Origin of the sequence: Oleiharenicola sp. Vm1 (assembly GCF_047777955.1) — a bacterium.
In the GTDB taxonomy this organism is placed as follows: Bacteria; Verrucomicrobiota; Verrucomicrobiia; order Opitutales; family Opitutaceae; genus Didemnitutus.
Genome location: NZ_CP180536.1, coordinates 127,766 through 143,784, shown reverse-complemented (window position 1 = coordinate 143,784; position 16,019 = coordinate 127,766). Strand labels below are relative to the sequence as shown.

The window sequence follows — 16,019 nt, the reverse complement described above, 5'->3', positions numbered from 1 at the left end:
CATCGGTCCGATTAATAACAACGTGGGGCCACACAAACGACAAAGACTCTTCAAAGACTGGTTGGGCACAACCGCCGAAGAGGTAGCGCAGCGAGAAGGCTACGAATACCTCTATTGGCGGCGCGTTGCCGGACCGGATACGCAGTTTTCGGCCGTAGCCCGAAAACGTGATGGGGGGGAAATCGACATCCCGTTTCCCTCAGACAAGACGGCACTCGTGCCGCAGTGGATGGAATGGGTTGCGACCGGAGTAGGCAATCCGCCAGGTGTGAGCGCGGTTCACGAGCATGAACGGCATGCTGTCGAACCGCCTGCGGCACCCCTACTCCAAGCGCGCGCACGCATGGCAGCCTCCAGAGGGCGATAGAGCCGTTGTAAACCAGCGTTGACTTGTCTCATAAGGGTCGAAATTCTCGACCCCGTGACATTTCAGCCTGGTTCAACGGAAGAATTCCCCCGCAGCGACGCCACCTCGACCGCGAGGAATCCCCAGGACGTTTCATCGAGCTTTACGCCGGTGAAGCGCCTGGCGGCTGAGCACCAGATCAAGGTCTTGTGCATCGGCATCGCGATCGTCGTGCCCGTCGTCTGCCTCTACTTCATGCTCGCAGCGGTGCGCTCTGCGCGTGCGCCGCAGACCACGTTCGCGGTCGATGGCGCTGGCGTGATCCATGTCGGGCCGCTCGAAAGCCTCAACCCCGACACCCAATTTTTCCGTGAACTCGCCCTCCAAGTTTCGCAGGCCCAGTTCACGCGTAACCCGAATGGGTTGTCGGCGCCAGAACTCGCCCGGCGTCTCTTCACGCCGGAGGCGATGAAGCAAGTGGATGCCGAGGTCGCGGCCGAAGCCGATCTCTTCAAGAGGCGGAACTACTTTCAGCAGCCGGAGATTGCCGGCATCGACCCACTCGAACCAAGCGGCGACAAGCGCCGGTTTCGCGTTCGTGGCTATGTCCGGCGCACCGGCGCCGTTGATGGCATCCCGGACCTTCCGCCGGCGTATTATTTTCGCGTGACCTATGAACTCGTCCCCAACGCGTTCGTTGGGCAGCGAGGCCAGTATCCGTATCAAGTCGCCCGTTACCGCCTTACCTGGACAGACGAGCGCTGGGAGCCATTGCAGAAATGATCCGCCGTCACCACGTGTTGCTCCTCTGCCTTGCGCTCTGCGCCGTCGGCGCGAGCGTGCGTGCCGACGAAGAACAGCCCCTCACGGTGGTTCGCTTCGCCCTCGATGCGGAGCGCACCCGCCCCTACATCATCCTCACCAATCCGGTGGACGCCACCGCGGTTGAAGTGCCGTATCCGATCGAGGATTGGGCCGGCCGCGCGTTCACCACGGACCCCGAGAAGATCGCCGGTGATTTCTTCCTCCGCCTCCGCCGCGGAGAGAGAACGTTTTTCATTTCCCCGATCGTGGACGGCGCCAGGCGCACACTCCACATCGTCATGCGCGGGAGAACCTATCCGATCGAAGTAGCGCCGGCAGGGGCGCTCTACGCCTTCCGCAAGGTGACTTTCTTCGATCCTGCGGAGGAAGCGCGCCAAGCGACGGAGGCCGCGGTCGCGGCACAGCGCGAGACCACGAAGGCCCGCAATGCCACGGTCCAGCGCCTCGCCAGCCCGCCACGGCGGGACTTCACGCCGGCAACGGACGAAATGCAGCTCGGGCTGATCCGGTTCATGCAGATGCTCTCGAATCTGCCTGAGAAGCAGGCGGAGAGCGCTGTTGCGGCCAATGCCGCACTCGCTTGGGCGCGGCGCGACACCGATCCTTCCGTCGAAACCGATCGCTTCCGTATCCGCCCCTACTTCGTTGTGCGGAATAACGCGATGTCGGCATTGGGCGTCGCTGTTTCCATCGAGAACAAAACCCAACGTCGTCTCACTTTTCTCCCGGACAGTTTCATTCTGCGCAGTGGTGACGAAGTGCTCCCGGCGACGGCCGCGGATTTCAACCCGATCGTGGAGCCCGGGGAAAAGAACATCGCTTTCTTTGTGATCGCCCGGAAGCCCGATGGACAACGCGTGCTCTTGGAACCGAGCACGCCCATGCGACTGAGCATCGCCTTGGTGAGAGACGTGAACCCGAATCCGGCGATCAGCGTTGATGTCAGCGATCTTCTCCCCTCGGAGGAACCGAAGCCATGAAGTTCCCGTCCTTTGGTCGGAATCGCAAACCTGAGCGGAAGCAACCTGATCGTGGCGGCGGTGCCGCGGCGCCAGGGACTCAATCCTCGGAATTGCCCCCGCTGCCGACGGCCGCCGAGGGCGCGACACCGGTTCCCCCGTCCGTGCTGCTCGATCCTGGCGACGAGCCCAAAGAAGGCCGGTTTGCGTGGGTGAAGCGAATCAGCGCCCGCCAACGCGTGTTGCTTGCGCTGGGCATCGTGCTGATCGGCTTGGCCGTGGTTGGCCACCTCCGCCCCGAGAAAGTGAAGAAGGAGACGACTTCCCAGCAAACGCCGCCGCAAAATCAGCAGCGCGTGGACCCGCGCGGTCAGCAGGCGCCGAACGACGATCTGGATTCTGCTGCCGCAGGATCGCCTGCACCCTCCTACCCTGATCGCACTGCCGGAGCTGCCGATGTGAAGTCGGAAAAGAACCAGGACAAAGCCGCCGGGCAGTCTTACAACCGCGACACGCCGCGCCCTCCGCGCGCAGATGGTTCCGTGCCGACTGCCCAGCCAGGCGGCGCAGGCGCTTCGCTTGAACCAGTGTCGGGTCGCAGCGAACTCGCCGGCGCGCCCTCGGGGGCCGTAGCGCCCCCGCCGAAAGGCGATCGAGCCCGGTTGCGTGAAGTGCTCGGTGCCGAGTGGGAATCGAGTCCTCAGCAAACTGCCCAACCGGCCGCGGGCAGCGCTGCGGCTGCGGCCCAGCGATCAACTCAGCAGACGATCGCGACGCCGAGCGCAGTTGCGACAGCGAACGGTAGCAGCAACACGCCGGCAGAATTCGCGCCCTACGGGCGCCTGCTCAAGTGCCGGCTCGTGTTCACCGTGGACAGCATCAACACGGGTGCCCCGATCGTGGCGATGGTCATGGAAGACCTTTGGTGGAATGGCGTGCTCATCATTCCCGCGAACACGGAAATTTTCTCCCGCGTCGGCGGGACGCGCCGCGATGGCAACAAACTCGGGCGCATCCTCGACAGCAACGAATGGATCATGGTCTTGCCCGAACAGGATGGCCGCACCAACGGGCGCGAGCTGGCGATCCGCGCGCAAGCGCTCGATCGCCAGGAGATGGTTGTTGATGCCTCCGGTCGGCCGCGTTCGTGGGGCATCGGCGACGGTGGCGTCGGCCTCACTGGCGACACGATCCGCACAACCGATAACGAGGAGCTGAAGCTGTTCGCCAGTGCAGCACTCTCCGGCCTCGCCTCCGGCGCTGGACAGACGATGCAGACCCGTGAGCCCGTCGGTAACACCGGTTCAACACAACCCGAAGCCACGCCGCGCAACGCGGCGATCAATGCCGTCAGCCAAGGCACGACGAACCTGCTTAACACCTACGCGCAACGAATCGCTGAGGACATCGCGCAGAACGGTTCTTATGTGCGAGTTCCAGGTGGCAAGGAATTCTACCTCTTCATCGACCAATCACTCGATCCGTTGGCCGCCAAGGTTGGGCTCAAGATGCCCACCGCGGCCGATGCGTCTCCCCTGAATCGCTGACCATGAAACTCCGCCTCATCTTCTCACTTCTGATTCTCGCACTGTCTGTCGGCGGTTGCGCCAGCAACACGGCGCACACGCCGCGCAATCGTCCGGTGAGTCCCGTATCCGAGGGCACGCTGAATAAGATCGACCCGCCGGCGTCGCCAGAGACGACGAAGACGAATGAATTGGGCGTGGAGTGGCAGGGTGATGTCGTGCTGCCGGGCGTCTATCGCGGCTACATCGTGGACGGGAAAGTCGTCATGCGGAAAGAAACCGATCCGCGCGCCGTTGCGGCGCCGCCGTCCTCGATGCGCTTCGTGCTCGGCAACCCGCAACACGGCGAAGTTACATATCAGCCGGCCATGCTGGAGCAGGAACTGGCGATCGAGCTGATGCGCAGTCGCGAGCAGAACGCCCGCAACCAACAGCTCTACCAAGCCCTGGCGGTGCGCACGAATGAGTTGAAGCGCGCGAGCGATGCGATGCAGCAGAACACGATTGCACTTGCTAAGCAGGTCGAGGGACAGGCCGCATACATCAAGGCCCTCGAAACGAAAAACGCGCAGCTTAACGCGGAGATCGAGGCAGCCAAGGCTGCGAAGGCGAAGGCAGAGGAGAAAAAATGATCTCCCTGCCGGCCAAGATCATTTCGGGCGGCCAGACTGGTGCCGATCGCGCCGGTCTGGATTTCGCCATCGCCGCGGGGATTGCGCACGGCGGCTGGTGCCCGAAGGGACGGCGCTCACAGGACGGCGTAGTGCCCGGCCACTACAACCTCCAGGAGACGGAGACCAGCGGCTACGAGCAACGCACGAAGTTCAACATTCGCGATGCGGACGCCACGATCATCTTCAACCTGACGCCGGCGATGTCACCGGGCTCGGGTTTGACCGTTTCTCAGTGCCGATCGCAGGAGAAACCGTTCCTCCTGATCCGTCCTCCGATGGGAGGGGATTTCTCGCGGCGATCGGCGGAGGCCGTCGCGCAATTTCTTGTCGAGCATCAGCCGGCGACTCTGAACATCGCGGGCAACCGCGAGGAGTCTGTCCGCGGCATTCACCAGCTCGTGGTCAACGTGCTAAAGCAAGCGTGGGAGTTGGTCCCGCTGATCGCATCGAGCGAGCACGCTGCACGGGCGACGAGAGAGCAACAGATGGGCCTGGGTCTGCGCGGCCCTGGTATCCGCTGAATTTCGTTCCAACCCACTGATGAAAATGAAAACGCAACCTGTCCAGCAACCGCGGCGTTCGCCGCTCAAGTCCAATAAGGGCTACACCCTGATCGAAGTGCTCCTCGTGACGCTCATCATCGGCGGCATCATCGCCGCGATCGGCATCCCGACGTTCAAGACGATCCGGCAAAACAACCGTGTCGATTCCACCTACAACATGCTCCAGACCTACGCGAATGCGGTCGGTCAGTTTGACCAGACCAGCGGCATGGGCACGTTCCCAATTTCGCATTCGGCTTCGGCCGCTGAGGTCACAGCAAATGCGACTGGCACCCTCGCCACGGCGACGGCCGCGAATTTCGCGAACGCGGCGCGGTTCGACCAGGTGCTGATCGGCGCCGGCATCGTGAACACGTTCTTCGCCCCGCCGATGGGCAGCCAGACGAGGCTGCCGACGGGCTGGACCACCACGAGCGCCGACCTGCTCTGGTCGCCCACCACGCGCGTCTTTTCCGTCAGCCCAGACACCGCCACGCCGGCGCACAACTGGTCGCCGATTTCCAGGATCGAGACGATGACGAGCATTCCGGCGACGGCGCCCAATGCGGCGAACGGCGCGAACTTCCTGCTCGATGGCGTCAACAATCTGCCCGCCTCCGTCGTCGTCGTCAGCGCCGTCATCAAGGGTGCGTCGGCGGCCGACGCCTACCTGTTGGCCCAAAAATACAACCCGCAGCTCCTGGATGCCTCCGCCTCCGGTTCGGCTCAGAACCGCGGCCGTGTCGTCTGGGCGACGCCCAGCAACGGCACCTGTGACGTTTACGTTTACCTCGGGCACAAGTAAGCACGATGGTCTTTCCGTGGCCCAAAGGATTTCCGCGCATCTACTCGACGGCTACCGTCGAGCAGGTAAGCGGACATCCTGACTTCGAGGCCGCGAAGCACGGCGACCGAACGGCCGCCGTGCGTTTGGTGGATTCGATCGCCGATCGCGATCTTATGCGCGCCGTCGGGCTGCGATACCCAGGCGCGGGGCTAGTCGTCGTCGCTAGTCCGACCGCGGAGAACGGGAACCAGATCCCCTACGCATTCGCTTCGCTGTTCTCCACGCGCAGTGGATTGCCGCTTCAGCAAGGCGTGGTAAAGACCAACAAGCCTGCTCACACCGGCAGGGGGGCGGCGTATCGTTTCGCGCACCGCGCCGAGTATGCCGGCCACCTCGATGCCGGCCGCAACTATGTCCTGCTCGATGATGTCGCGACACAGGGCGGAACGATTTCCGAGCTGCGGCAGTTTGTTTATCAGCAGCGGGCTTCGGTCGTAGCGGTCGCTACCCTCGCCTACACGCCGAGTCGTGCCATGAGCGACGGGCGCACGCTCCCGATTACACGGGAGACTTTCGTGGCTCTCGATCAGAAGCACGGGATGGAGAACGTTTCGCGCATGCTCGCAGGCCTCGGAATCTACGAGGGAAATGTTCAGTGCCTCACGGAGAGCGAGGCGAAACTGATTTTCAAGGCGCAGAGCCTGGATGCTTTCATCAACGAAATCCGCCATGAGCAGCAACGATCCCAACCCATGCCCCCCCTCCCCTCGCACGGCCCCCGCAGCGGGAAAACCCTCGCTGCTCGCTGAGCCGGTCAGCGTGCCGATCTCCGCGGTGGAGATCGACCAGTTGCGCGCCGATCAGGCGGCATCCCTCGCGTTCTACGGCCTCCATTGGGCCGCGCATGAGGGCTAAAGACGGGGAATGAATCGTAAACCGTGGCAAGCCGGCTTCGCCGTGTGTGCCGATAATGAAAGCCTGAATGAATACACCTCTCCCTGCATCCCCGGGCGCATCACCGACTTCGGCAAGAAGATTGGCGGTGCGCGGAAGGACCTCCGCGGCAATTTCCGCCTCGATGACATCGCCACGCTTACGGCCGTCGAGCGCGACAAACTCGTGCGCAAGGACATGGTTTGGCCGACGCCAGACTACGCGGCGCTGATCGCCAGCGGTTACACGCGTGAAGCCGCTGCGATGGTGAAGATGATGCGCGACGCATTCCCTTCGGCTCCGCAGGTGATTGCGACCGCGGCTGAGGAAATTCGCGTTTCTGCATGCGAGCTGTTCGTCAGCGCGATCAACACCGCGAAGGCGATTTGTCAGCAGGGCAAGACGCCGGCGGAACTGTCGCAGGCCTATCGCAACCATGAGGACGCGGCGGTTTATCTGAGCCACGTCGAGATGAACCCGGAGAGATCGGTGAGCTGGCGCTCCTCGGCCGGAAGCCGCTTGGACGAGTGGCGTAATGGCCCCATGAGCTTCGATTGGCGCACCGTCTATTCGATGCAGGAAACGTTCTCCTCTTTCGGGATCGGCCAGCTCGATCGCACCACGCGCCGGCTGCTTCTCAAGAACAAGGAATGGCCCAACGGGACATCACTGGCGGAGGCATGGCTGCGGAAACAGAGCTTCAGCATCGTGCCGCTCCCGGATGGAGGATTTGGCCTCGGCGAATACGACAGCCCCGCACCGTCATATCGTTACGACTACCTTCGCCGCGGTCCGCTCGCGGCTCTCGTGGGCGTGACGTTCAAGGATGAGCAGGAGGCGAAGGCTGCGCTGCGCAAGGCGGCGGAGGGCCGCTTCACGGAGAAGCGCGCCGCCGCCAAAGCGAAGCGTGATGCCACGCTGGCCCGCGCCAAAGGCGCGGTCGTTGATGACGGATACCGCCGCAACGGCCCGGACTGGCGCGCTGGCCGCGTCGTCGTCGGCAACGACTATCTCCACGACTTCGCGCTTCGCGGCGGCGAGTTCGGCCTGTGGGTCAATCAGCAGGAGCGCCAGGAAGTCCTCGATCGCGGCTATGATGCGTTCCGGGACTTGGCAGAAATCTACGGCTGGACTCCTGAGTCGCTTTCGTTGGGCGGCAAACTAGCGATCGCGTTTGGCGCCCGCGGCCGTGGCGGTTGGGCTGCGGCGCACTACGAGCCGGGCCGTGAAGTTATCAACCTTACCAAGCCGAGTGGCGAGGGCTGCCTGGCTCACGAGTGGGCCCACGCGCTCGACCACTATCTCGGGAATCGGGCGCATGCGCTTGGGATCGTCAGCAAGACGACAGACCTCGGCGTGATGCTCTCCAACTGCGAACTTCGGCGATTGGTCCCTCTTGCTCAGGAATCGGACGAAGTGCGCTACATCCGCGAGATTCGCGCCGCGATGGAAACCATCTGGCGCGTCACCTACCCCTACACGCGCGCCGATCTCATCCGCGACGCACAGAAGAGCCACGACGAAGTGCTGCGCAATGCGGTCAACCAGGTGGCTCTGATTTACAGGACGATTCCGAATCTCTGCATCCAGAACGGACGCACTCCCGAGGAGGCGCAAGTGATCGCCGACGAGTTGAAGCCGCACCTCGACAAATTCGTCATGCCTGGCGCGCGTCACGACATCTTCACCGTGGAAGAAACATGCGCGCTTATTCGGCAGCGCGCTGGCCGCAAGGGCAACACGGCGTGGATCGACAACAACCTGGGTTACTTCTCCCACCATCTGCGCCGCACGAGCGACGCGCTCACGGTGGCCCTCGCAAAGCCGGAAGAGTGGCAAGGCCCCCCGCGCACCGAGGAAACTAAATACGTGGCGGCGTGCCGCAGCCTCGATGGCGAGAAAAAACGCTACTATGCGCTACCTCACGAAATGTTCGCCCGGGCGTTCGAGGCAGTGACCTACGACGCTCTAAAGAGCCAGGACGGACGCAGCAGTCCATTCCTCGTGCAAGGCACCTTTGGCGAGGCCTACCCGCAGGATGTCGAGCGCAGCAGTCTGGGCCAGCAGCTCGGAACCGTTCTTCGGAAACTCCAACAACACCTTCCCACGGTGATCCGCGAGGCGGCGCCGGCGATGCCGCCGCTTCCGACGGCCGCAGGAAACGCCGCAACCAGAACGCAACGTCGATGAACCCAATCCCCTTCCCCACCCTCGTGAACACGCACAGCCCCAAAAACGCGGAACCCGTCCTCCGTCGGATGGCAGACACTTACCCTGCCGTTGCGGCCGAATTGACCAGACTCGACATCGAAGAAGCAACGAAGGTCTTGAGCGCTTTGCTTACCGAGTCGCCCGTCGGCGATGATCTGAGCGATGAAGATCTCGACATGCTCGCGCTGACGTTGGCGGAGGCCTGCGCCGACATGGTTGGCCTCACGGCTGACGAAATGGTCGCGCAAGCGACACTCTCACCCGAGGAGTCCGATCGGTTCGACGCCATGCGTGCGACGCTCGCGCGAGCGTCGCGAGTCTGAAAACTGCGATTGGAGGAGCGAACATGAAGCCCAAAGAAAAAGCCGAATACGCAAAGCTCACGACCGTTGAAGAGCGCGCAGCACGGCTGCTCCGCGCTGCACAGCGTCCATCTGGCGTTGAGGTTAAGCCCGATGTCGCCGGCGACAGTCTGGACCTCTGCTGGCGTGTCGAAATCGCCGGCGTGATGATGCCGCAGAAATACACCTGCCCGACGGCGAAGGAGGCCAGCGATCAAGCGCTGGCGTGGCTCCAATCTAAAGCCGCTTGATGACCGCGGTGGGCTCGGCGTGACGAAGGAATCACTCCAGCGGCAGTTTGAGAAATTCCCGTGGCCGATCGTTGAGAGCGACAACGGTGGCATTTTCACCGACTCCGGGCGTAGCGCGTGCGAATGCACGGCTTACGCAGAGCACGTGCGGAAGGTTTTGGGTGCGGAGCGAGTTGCAGTAGTTGGTTTCTTCGAGAGCGAGAACCCCGGCTCAGAAGTAGCGCGAGATTGTGGCGGGCACGATTTCGCGCTGGTTGATGGCCGGTTTGTTGTTGATCCGTGGCTGCGCGAGGTGGACGGGCGATCCCAAGCGATCGCCTTCGACACCGCGCTTGAATCCGATCGCGAGACGATCACCCGGCTCTACGGGCGGCGCGAAACGTGGAAGCCGCTTAAAGGCCTTGGGCAAGTTCAGCAGGCGCCCGCGGCACCATTACCGATCGTCAGAGCGGATGCCCCAAAGGCTCGCGGCTCACGTTGATCTCGATGCACGCGGCGACGCGGCCCTCGCCGGCGCCGTAGCACTCGATCCAGCCAGGCAGCTTCTCTGGCCTCTTCATGCGTGTGAAGCTGCGGATTGTCCCGTGCAGTCGATGCGCTTTGCCGTAGCCCAGCGACAGGACCACAGGCCGGCCCACCGGGCAGGTTGATTCATTCCACCGCGGACCATAGATGCGGTATTCCGTGGTTTTGGCCCCCCTCTCGAAGGCATCGAAAAAAGCACGCTTCAACGGAATGAAGAGCGGGGGCTTCGCGGAGGGCGCGCCGGCAAGCTTGCCGGCGTCCCGTAGCTTTGCCCCCTCGGTTGCGAATCGCGCCTTCAGCCGGTCGATCATGATGCTGTTCCGGTGCGGACTCTCAGATGGCATGTGCACGATCGCGCACGTCGCCGGCGACGTGCCGACGCTGATTAGTCCGACGCTGTAGTGATCGAGGACCGCGAGATCCACGCGGCCGACGTTCGGTTCCCAGATCGCGATGAAGGATCGGTCTGATGCAGGCAGATTGATGAACGCTTGCTGCACTGCTCGTCGCCAGTCACTGAGCTTCGCTTCGATCGCCCAGAGTTCAGCGCCGGAGAGCGCCAAGACATCCACACGGCGCTCGTAAACGGGACACTGCTGCATTGCCTGCCCTTCCGGCAAAGAGTTGAAGTGCCTGGCGATGATCTCCTCGATCATCGCCTCGGTAATGGCGGAGTTCTTTTGATCCATTGGGAAGCGTTACCGTTTAGCGGGGCTTCGTCTTTTTGGCCGCGGCCGACTTGCTCGGCGCACGCGGAAGGGGCGGCATTGATGCCGATTCTCGGCGCGCGGTCCGTCTCTTTTCAGGATTCGCGGTATCCAGCTTCGTGCTGACCGCGTTGAGAACGCCCGTGATTTCACGGCTGAGGTAGTCGAGATAATCGGTGCGCAGTAGCGTGCGATCGAGCGTGGCGGGCTCGATAAAGCGCCGCATCTGCGCGAGGTATTCGGGGCTTCGGACCACGTGGGGCACCTGCGTTACGGCCGCTGCATAGCGCTCCGCCAGCGTCTCCGCCGGCACGGCGTAGTCCTGTGCCTTTCTCATCACCAGCTCGGGACTGAGCGCTGCGTTGCGGCGTAGGAGCCACGCGATGTCCCAGATGTCACGGTGGCGGATTCGGTGGGAGTTGAGTGCCGCCTTGGTGCCGTCCTCGTTTGTAAGCGAGAGCGGGAGCGCGAGCGCTTTGTCTGCCAGAATCTCCGTCAGCGACTCCGTGGGGATCAGAATGTCGGCCATGCCCTGCATGGTCCGATACGGCGTGCGCAACGGCGTGAGTTCGCGTGTGTGCGCAGGCACCGCGGCGAACTCGATCTTGATCCGCTGGCTTGGCAGCGACCGGTTTTCTGGCGCCGTCTGAACGATCACGGTCCATGTGGCGACGGGCACGCTTTGGGGGCCGCGATCGGCCGCGAGCTTCGGTTCGCGGAAAGTGAGCGGCAGCCCAAAACGGTCGCCAATCTTACGCGAGAGGCAATCGGTGATGCCGGCCATGTCCGCGGTGTCGAATCCACGGCCGCACGCGAAGTCGAGGTCTTCGCTGAATCGCTCGGCGCCGTGGCACAGCCGCAAGCACGTTCCTCCTTGGAAGACGGCTTTGCGCAGATAGCCGGCTTCATCGAGCGCTTGCAGGATGAAATGATGGAGAAGTTCTTTCTCGATCACAGGGCGGAGCAATGCTCCGCCCTGCGACTCTTGCATAGCTGCGGACACCAGGTGTTGGAAACTTTGGGATTTGGTCATGGGAATCGGAGTTGTCGCTGGTGGCTAGTCTTCCTGGTCTAGGAGCATGTTGACGTTCCGCCCGACGCGGCGCAGGTCCTGTTCGGCGGCTCCTGGCGTGGCCACGCGGAGCGGACGGCCGTCAACGTGGACTGACCGAGCGAGCATTTCTGCGGCCGTCCGCTTCGTGTGGGTGAACTCGATCGTGCCGAGCGTGGTTCTCACGACGCCGGCGCTGCCGTCTGTCATCACCGTCAGGACCAGCGGCACCTGCGAAATACGCCCGTGTTCTGAGAGAGCAGATTCAAGGCTCACATACATGAAGCATCCCGGTCTCGCGGCACGGGCGATTTCTTCGAGGAGATGCGGATTTCGCGGCGCCAGTGTGTTGATGTAGAGATCGCGGGCCACGCGAGTGAGCAGGCCCGCGGTCGTCATGCGCGAGAGCGATTTCACCAACGTCTTCTCCGACTCTTCAGGGAAGAGTTTGTGGATGTCTTTTTTGCGGAGAACCGGATGACGCTCTAGTTTCCGCAACGCGGCATACATGGCTGCGTTTAGCATGTGCCCCGAGCTTCGGAGGCCACGCCCGCTAAGTCAATAGAAACCCCCATAAAAGGGGGTAGAGGCTTACTAAGCGCAAATCCGAACCGTGCGCGCTCGCTCGCGGAGCATGCCGCCGGCGGTTCCGGCGATCAGATGCAGAGGCGTTCCGCCGAAGTATTGGATGCGAACACCGGCGATTCGTTCGAGCGAGTCGAACCGGTGGGCAAGCTCCGTCGGGGTGGTCTCGCGACCATCGCAATAGATCGGGTCTTCGGTGCTGCCGCGCCGATCGAGCGCGCGCAGCCATTCCGCGAAGGTCATCTCGGAGGTCTTCATCGGTTTCTCGTCCTGGCTTCGCTGGCGGCTGGTTTCTGAGGGAGTGGAGGCATGTCTGGGACCGAGCGTGAACCCACATCATCCAGTTTCACCAGGTCGATCATGTCGCGGCCCACGGTCTCGATCGGGACGATCATCCCGTGAGCCCACTCGACGGGCTGAATCCGCAGACGATCGCCGTTGTCCTCTACCACGAGGTAAACGGCATACGGCTCGCCGGCGTCCCGAAACTCGGGCCGGATCGTGCAGTATTGCGCAGGCGAATCGCTGGTGTCCCCGCTCATCGAGCGCCGGCGCCGATCCTGGCGCGCAAGTCTTCGTTGTAAGCGGCCAAGCCCCTCTCCTGCCCCGCCAGATCGTGAGCGTTCTCGCCCTGGGCGTCCGTGACGGCCGCCAGCACGTTGGAGACTTCGGCATCGAGCCACGCTTCATCAGCGAGCAGCTTTTCGGCCTCTGCCTCGGGAAGGATGCCGCGCACGCAGGCGCGGACGTGAATTTCGGCAGTGGATAGCGTCATGGTTGGATTGGGTGAAAAATAGGAAAATAGGAAATTAGCTTTTTACGGCAGTCGGCGGCTTTAGGCGAGCTGCCGCTTGGCGGAAAAAGTCCTCGATCCGGCGCTTATCCCAGCGCCGCCGCGCGGCGAGGCCGTCCCGAATCGCGAACAACTCGGTCTGGATCGGTTGCCATTCGGCATGGGTAAGCACGCGGTCTTTACAGCGGAATGATGCGCCTGGTGCAACGAGGTAGGAGGCGACGGCCAGATATGGCTCGGCGCGGAGCCATAGTTCCCCGGCTTTCTTGGCCAGTGCGTCCATTTCCCGCAGATCACGCGCGGCGGTGGCTGTCACGAGGAATGCAGCCTCTTCCTTCGTCGTGCCACCAGTCAGCGTGGCCGTCGCGACCAAGTTCTTGGCCACCGTGTCACTCACCAAGATTTCGAGGCGGACGAAACCGTCCTTCTTCTGCCGTGCCCGCTGCCTTTGCTTTCGCAATGTGGCGCTCAACTGGCCCGTGTGGCGGCGTGACCGGTCACGCTTACCTGTGGGAGTTTGAGGGGATTCTGTGAACACGGCGGACACTGTAACTGATGATGGCGAGGACTTTAAGCGGATGATTGTCAACTCTCAGCCGCACCCTCCTTGGGGAAGCGTTCGTTGACAAACTGCCGGTATGCCTCGGCGAGTTCGGGCGTCACGCCCGACCCATTTTCGCCGGCGGGAAGCTGCGAGAGCGCGAAGAGCGACACCATCGTGTCGTTCACCTTGCGGTTCACGCCCTGCATGTTGAGGCCGAATTTGAAGCTGAGGAGGTGTTTCGACAGAGCGGGATCGACGTTATAGCAGACCTTCTTCGGCGGGTCGCCCTGGGCCATGAGTTGGTTGGGGGGATTGCGTGGAGTGCGCTTCTCGCCCGCCGCCGAGGGTGCGGCGGGTGCGGGAGCGGCAGGCGGGTGCGCCTTCTTGGGGCTGGGCGGAGGCGAGGACTTGGGCTTCGGGGCCGGCGCGGCCGGCGGAGCATCGGAAGCTGGGGCCGCCGCGGGCGCGGTATGCGCTGCAATGGTTGTGGCAAGCAAGCGTGCGCCCAGCGCGGCTGCTTGGGCTTTCGCGTCACCGTTACCGACGGGCTTTTTTGGGGGATGTGCTGCTGCGGACATGGGCGGTGTATTGGTTGAGGTCGTTGACGAAGCCTCGGAGTGAATTGAGAAAGTAAATGCCGGTGGCCAAGATCAGGCCGGCGCGGACTAGGCTTAAACTGGGCGGCATTGGCACCAGGTAGATAGCCCACGCGGCGGCGATCGGGAGCAGTCCGCGACGGATAATGCGGAGCCAAGTAGCGCGCTGCACCTTCGGCAGCGGGATCTTCACGCTACCGATTTTGATCCAGTGTGCATCTACGGCCATATTGCTAGGAAGCTAAAAAACTAAAAACCTAGAAACCTAAACAAGCAATGACAGAATCTCGGTCGCGACGGCCGGCAGCTCCTTGGCATACTTGCTCGTGGTTGCCCTCGCCCACCCGCCGGTCGGTGGCGGGAAGCGGGCGTCGCGGTAGGGCTTGCTCTCGTGGATGCGGTTGCGGAGCGCCGGCACTCCGATTTGCTCGGTGAAGGCTTGGAGATACGTCTCGTCGCTGTCGCTGTGCCCCTCGCGAATGCGGTTCCAGATCAGGCGGATCACGGCTTGGGGCCGATGCTGCTTGAGCAGAGCCACTGTTTTGCCGGCAATGCGGATGTCCTCAATCGCGGGGGTTGCGGGGACAAGGTAGAGGTCGGCGGCTGGCATGGTATCCATGATCGCGGCGAAGTCGCCGCGCCCTGCGGTGTCGATCAGGAGGAGGGCTGCGGGGCGGCTCGGCTTCGTGTCGGGCTGCGGCAGAATTTCGATGTTGGGCAGCTTGGGGAGCTGTTCGGTCAGCCAGGAGCTGGTGGTGCCTTGCATGTCGAGGTCGCACACTGCGACGGCAACGCCGCAGTGATTGAGCGCCATCGCCTGGAGGCAAACCAAGGTGGATTTGCCGACGCCGCCTTTGCTCTGGGCCACGAGAACGGTTTTCATCTTGCTGCTAAGAAGCTAAAAAGCTAAAAGACTAGCAAGCTAAAAAACTAAACCCATGAAACACCCCCGCCAGGACCTTTCAGATCCAATGAACCGCGTGGCGCTCGCGCGCGCGGCCCTATCCTCGGTGCTCGCAGCGTTCTACGTCGGCTGCGCGCTCAGTGAGCGGCAATGGTGGCGTGTCGGCGGGGTCGGGCTTGTGCTCGTCTTGGCGCTGTGGGATTTTTGCCGGCGTATCATCCCGCCGGTGGAGAGAAGCTAAAAAGCTAAAAAGCCAGAAAGCTAAATGAGCCTCGCTTGCCCATTCGATCCTGTCCCGGGTGTGCTCGTGCGACGCCTTGGCGTCGGCTTGGTGGTTGTCCGAAGCAGAGCGATCCACAAAGAGCCGCAGGCCTTCGCCGGCGTTAAGACGCGCAAGGATGGTTGGTGTCGCATCACGGGCCAGTTTCTCCCGAAGGGAGCCGGGCGTATAGCCCGCTCCGGCGGGCGGCGTCCTATTGCTACATCTCAGCCGAGGCGATCGAGAACACGGCAGAGGGCGAGTCGATAAAAGCTAAAAAGCTAGAAACCTGTAATGGCGGGCTGCCGGTTCGGGTTCAGCTGCGCCGGTCGCGGGGCTGGCGCATGCCGCCTGAGTGCGTGAAGGTGGCGCGCCCTGGGCGATGGGGAAACCCGTTTCGGGTCGGCGATCCAGATCCACGGAATCCGGCGGCCGTCTTGGATAACGGCCGCGCGGTCGAGCTGTTCGAGGCAAAGATTCGACAGGAGGGGTGGGACTTGTCTCCGCTTTTCGGGAAGAGCCTGGCGTGCTTTTGCCCTCCTGGGGTGGCGTGCCATGCCGATGTTCTGCTGCGGATGGCCGCCGAGCAGCAGGCGCGGGCGGGCACGAAACGCAAAAAATAGAAAACTAGCAAACTAGGTATTTAGCAAAGCTAAGAAG

General features: G+C 62.7%; 22 protein-coding genes. 13 read left to right on the top strand and 9 right to left on the bottom strand.

Annotation, left to right across the window (positions count from 1 at the left end):
* The first annotated feature begins 421 nt into the window (after positions 1-421).
* The 11 genes from ACMYLB_RS00800 to ACMYLB_RS00750 all read left to right on the top strand — a co-directional run bounded on the left by ACMYLB_RS00800 (position 422) and on the right by ACMYLB_RS00750 (position 9,876).
* Positions 422-1,129 (top strand): hypothetical protein, encoded by a 708-nt coding sequence (locus ACMYLB_RS00800; protein WP_415907050.1) that lies wholly within the window; start codon positions 422-424, stop codon positions 1,127-1,129.
* Entirely contained in the window at positions 1,126-2,151 is a 1,026-nt protein-coding gene (locus ACMYLB_RS00795) for a hypothetical protein (protein ID WP_415907049.1), read from the top strand. Before ACMYLB_RS00800 ends, ACMYLB_RS00795 begins: the two co-directional genes overlap by 4 nt.
* A gap of 143 nt (positions 2,152-2,294) precedes the next feature.
* Positions 2,295-3,677 carry a TrbI/VirB10 family protein gene (locus ACMYLB_RS00790; protein ID WP_415907002.1) on the top strand — a complete coding sequence of 461 codons (1,383 nt, stop codon included), beginning with the start codon at positions 2,295-2,297 and terminating at the stop codon, positions 3,675-3,677.
* 2 nt (positions 3,678-3,679) lie between these two features.
* Positions 3,680-4,288 carry a hypothetical protein gene (locus ACMYLB_RS00785; protein WP_415907003.1) on the top strand — a complete coding sequence of 203 codons (609 nt, stop codon included), beginning with the start codon at positions 3,680-3,682 and terminating at the stop codon, positions 4,286-4,288.
* Positions 4,285-4,851, top strand: coding sequence for a putative molybdenum carrier protein (locus ACMYLB_RS00780; RefSeq protein WP_415907048.1), 567 nt, complete (start codon positions 4,285-4,287; stop codon positions 4,849-4,851). Before ACMYLB_RS00785 ends, ACMYLB_RS00780 begins: the two co-directional genes overlap by 4 nt.
* Before the next feature lie 25 nt (positions 4,852-4,876).
* The gene (locus ACMYLB_RS00775) at positions 4,877-5,677 is read left to right on the top strand and encodes a prepilin-type N-terminal cleavage/methylation domain-containing protein (protein ID WP_415907005.1); all 801 of its coding nucleotides are present in this window, start codon (positions 4,877-4,879) and stop codon (positions 5,675-5,677) included.
* A 5-nt stretch (positions 5,678-5,682) separates the two neighbouring features.
* Positions 5,683-6,468: a phosphoribosyltransferase gene (locus ACMYLB_RS00770; RefSeq protein WP_415907006.1), complete on the top strand. Its 786-nt coding sequence runs from the start codon at positions 5,683-5,685 to the stop codon at positions 6,466-6,468.
* 115 nt (positions 6,469-6,583) lie between these two features.
* Positions 6,584-8,782, top strand: coding sequence for an LPD1 domain-containing protein (locus ACMYLB_RS00765; RefSeq protein ID WP_415907047.1), 2,199 nt, complete (start codon positions 6,584-6,586; stop codon positions 8,780-8,782).
* Between the two features lie 68 nt (positions 8,783-8,850).
* A complete protein-coding gene (locus ACMYLB_RS00760; RefSeq protein WP_415907008.1) occupies positions 8,851-9,126 on the top strand; it encodes a hypothetical protein in 276 nt (91 codons plus the stop codon).
* A gap of 23 nt (positions 9,127-9,149) precedes the next feature.
* Positions 9,150-9,395, top strand: a complete 246-nt coding sequence (locus tag ACMYLB_RS00755) for a hypothetical protein (protein WP_415907009.1) — start codon at positions 9,150-9,152, stop codon at positions 9,393-9,395.
* Between the two features lie 19 nt (positions 9,396-9,414).
* Positions 9,415-9,876 carry a hypothetical protein gene (locus tag ACMYLB_RS00750; RefSeq protein ID WP_415907010.1) on the top strand — a complete coding sequence of 154 codons (462 nt, stop codon included), beginning with the start codon at positions 9,415-9,417 and terminating at the stop codon, positions 9,874-9,876.
* On the opposite strand, the gene ACMYLB_RS00745 is transcribed toward ACMYLB_RS00750, so the two are convergent.
* The 9 genes from ACMYLB_RS00745 to ACMYLB_RS00705 form a co-directional block, all read right to left on the bottom strand.
* Entirely contained in the window at positions 9,839-10,609 is a 771-nt protein-coding gene (locus ACMYLB_RS00745) for a hypothetical protein (protein WP_415907011.1), read from the bottom strand. The genes ACMYLB_RS00750 and ACMYLB_RS00745 overlap by 38 nt on opposite strands.
* Positions 10,610-10,625: 16 nt before the next feature.
* Positions 10,626-11,582 carry a nucleotidyl transferase AbiEii/AbiGii toxin family protein gene (locus tag ACMYLB_RS00740; RefSeq protein WP_415907012.1) on the bottom strand — a complete coding sequence of 319 codons (957 nt, stop codon included), beginning with the start codon at positions 11,580-11,582 and terminating at the stop codon, positions 10,626-10,628.
* A gap of 102 nt (positions 11,583-11,684) precedes the next feature.
* Positions 11,685-12,188, bottom strand: a complete 504-nt coding sequence (abiEi, locus tag ACMYLB_RS00735; RefSeq protein ID WP_415907013.1) for a type IV toxin-antitoxin system AbiEi family antitoxin — start codon at positions 12,186-12,188, stop codon at positions 11,685-11,687.
* Positions 12,189-12,272: 84 nt separating this feature from the next.
* The gene (locus ACMYLB_RS00730) at positions 12,273-12,521 is read right to left on the bottom strand and encodes a hypothetical protein (protein ID WP_415907014.1); all 249 of its coding nucleotides are present in this window, start codon (positions 12,519-12,521) and stop codon (positions 12,273-12,275) included.
* Positions 12,522-12,801: 280 nt separating this feature from the next.
* Complete coding sequence (locus ACMYLB_RS00725) at positions 12,802-13,038, bottom strand: hypothetical protein (RefSeq protein WP_415907015.1); 237 nt, start codon at positions 13,036-13,038, stop codon at positions 12,802-12,804.
* Between the two features lie 34 nt (positions 13,039-13,072).
* Complete coding sequence (locus tag ACMYLB_RS00720; protein ID WP_415907016.1) at positions 13,073-13,603, bottom strand: hypothetical protein; 531 nt, start codon at positions 13,601-13,603, stop codon at positions 13,073-13,075.
* 38 nt (positions 13,604-13,641) lie between these two features.
* Positions 13,642-13,896: a hypothetical protein gene (locus ACMYLB_RS00715; RefSeq protein ID WP_415907046.1), complete on the bottom strand. Its 255-nt coding sequence runs from the start codon at positions 13,894-13,896 to the stop codon at positions 13,642-13,644.
* A 241-nt stretch (positions 13,897-14,137) separates the two neighbouring features.
* Positions 14,138-14,389: a hypothetical protein gene (locus ACMYLB_RS00710; RefSeq protein WP_415907045.1), complete on the bottom strand. Its 252-nt coding sequence runs from the start codon at positions 14,387-14,389 to the stop codon at positions 14,138-14,140.
* 72 nt (positions 14,390-14,461) lie between these two features.
* The gene (locus tag ACMYLB_RS00705) at positions 14,462-15,079 is read right to left on the bottom strand and encodes a ParA family protein (RefSeq protein ID WP_415907018.1); all 618 of its coding nucleotides are present in this window, start codon (positions 15,077-15,079) and stop codon (positions 14,462-14,464) included.
* A gap of 55 nt (positions 15,080-15,134) precedes the next feature.
* On the opposite strand from ACMYLB_RS00705, the gene ACMYLB_RS00700 reads away from it, so the two are divergent.
* Positions 15,135-15,341 (top strand): hypothetical protein, encoded by a 207-nt coding sequence (locus tag ACMYLB_RS00700; protein WP_415907019.1) that lies wholly within the window; start codon positions 15,135-15,137, stop codon positions 15,339-15,341.
* A 362-nt stretch (positions 15,342-15,703) separates the two neighbouring features.
* Positions 15,704-15,982, top strand: coding sequence for a DUF4326 domain-containing protein (locus ACMYLB_RS00695; protein ID WP_415907124.1), 279 nt, complete (start codon positions 15,704-15,706; stop codon positions 15,980-15,982).
* The last annotated feature ends 37 nt before the right edge of the window (positions 15,983-16,019 follow it).

What these genes read in the sequence shown, in the direction of transcription:
- ACMYLB_RS00775 (WP_415907005.1), top strand. Translation starts at nt 4,877, where the DNA reads ATGAAAACGCAACCTGTCCAGCAACCGCGGCGTTCGCCGCTCAAGTCC.
- ACMYLB_RS00705 (WP_415907018.1), bottom strand. Translation starts at nt 15,079, where the DNA reads ATGAAAACCGTTCTCGTGGCCCAGAGCAAAGGCGGCGTCGGCAAATCC.
- ACMYLB_RS00785 (WP_415907003.1), top strand. Translation starts at nt 3,680, where the DNA reads ATGAAACTCCGCCTCATCTTCTCACTTCTGATTCTCGCACTGTCTGTC.
- ACMYLB_RS00730 (WP_415907014.1), bottom strand. Translation starts at nt 12,521, where the DNA reads ATGAAGACCTCCGAGATGACCTTCGCGGAATGGCTGCGCGCGCTCGAT.
- ACMYLB_RS00755 (WP_415907009.1), top strand. Translation starts at nt 9,150, where the DNA reads ATGAAGCCCAAAGAAAAAGCCGAATACGCAAAGCTCACGACCGTTGAA.
- ACMYLB_RS00715 (WP_415907046.1), bottom strand. Translation starts at nt 13,896, where the DNA reads ATGGCCCAGGGCGACCCGCCGAAGAAGGTCTGCTATAACGTCGATCCC.
- ACMYLB_RS00745 (WP_415907011.1), bottom strand. Translation starts at nt 10,609, where the DNA reads ATGGATCAAAAGAACTCCGCCATTACCGAGGCGATGATCGAGGAGATC.
- ACMYLB_RS00725 (WP_415907015.1), bottom strand. Translation starts at nt 13,038, where the DNA reads ATGACGCTATCCACTGCCGAAATTCACGTCCGCGCCTGCGTGCGCGGC.
- abiEi (WP_415907013.1), bottom strand. Translation starts at nt 12,188, where the DNA reads ATGTATGCCGCGTTGCGGAAACTAGAGCGTCATCCGGTTCTCCGCAAA.
- ACMYLB_RS00795 (WP_415907049.1), top strand. Translation starts at nt 1,126, where the DNA reads ATGATCCGCCGTCACCACGTGTTGCTCCTCTGCCTTGCGCTCTGCGCC.
- ACMYLB_RS00780 (WP_415907048.1), top strand. Translation starts at nt 4,285, where the DNA reads ATGATCTCCCTGCCGGCCAAGATCATTTCGGGCGGCCAGACTGGTGCC.
- ACMYLB_RS00700 (WP_415907019.1), top strand. Translation starts at nt 15,135, where the DNA reads ATGAAACACCCCCGCCAGGACCTTTCAGATCCAATGAACCGCGTGGCG.
- ACMYLB_RS00760 (WP_415907008.1), top strand. Translation starts at nt 8,851, where the DNA reads ATGGCAGACACTTACCCTGCCGTTGCGGCCGAATTGACCAGACTCGAC.
- ACMYLB_RS00695 (WP_415907124.1), top strand. Translation starts at nt 15,704, where the DNA reads ATGCCGCCTGAGTGCGTGAAGGTGGCGCGCCCTGGGCGATGGGGAAAC.
- ACMYLB_RS00765 (WP_415907047.1), top strand. Translation starts at nt 6,584, where the DNA reads ATGAATCGTAAACCGTGGCAAGCCGGCTTCGCCGTGTGTGCCGATAAT.
- ACMYLB_RS00770 (WP_415907006.1), top strand. Translation starts at nt 5,683, where the DNA reads ATGGTCTTTCCGTGGCCCAAAGGATTTCCGCGCATCTACTCGACGGCT.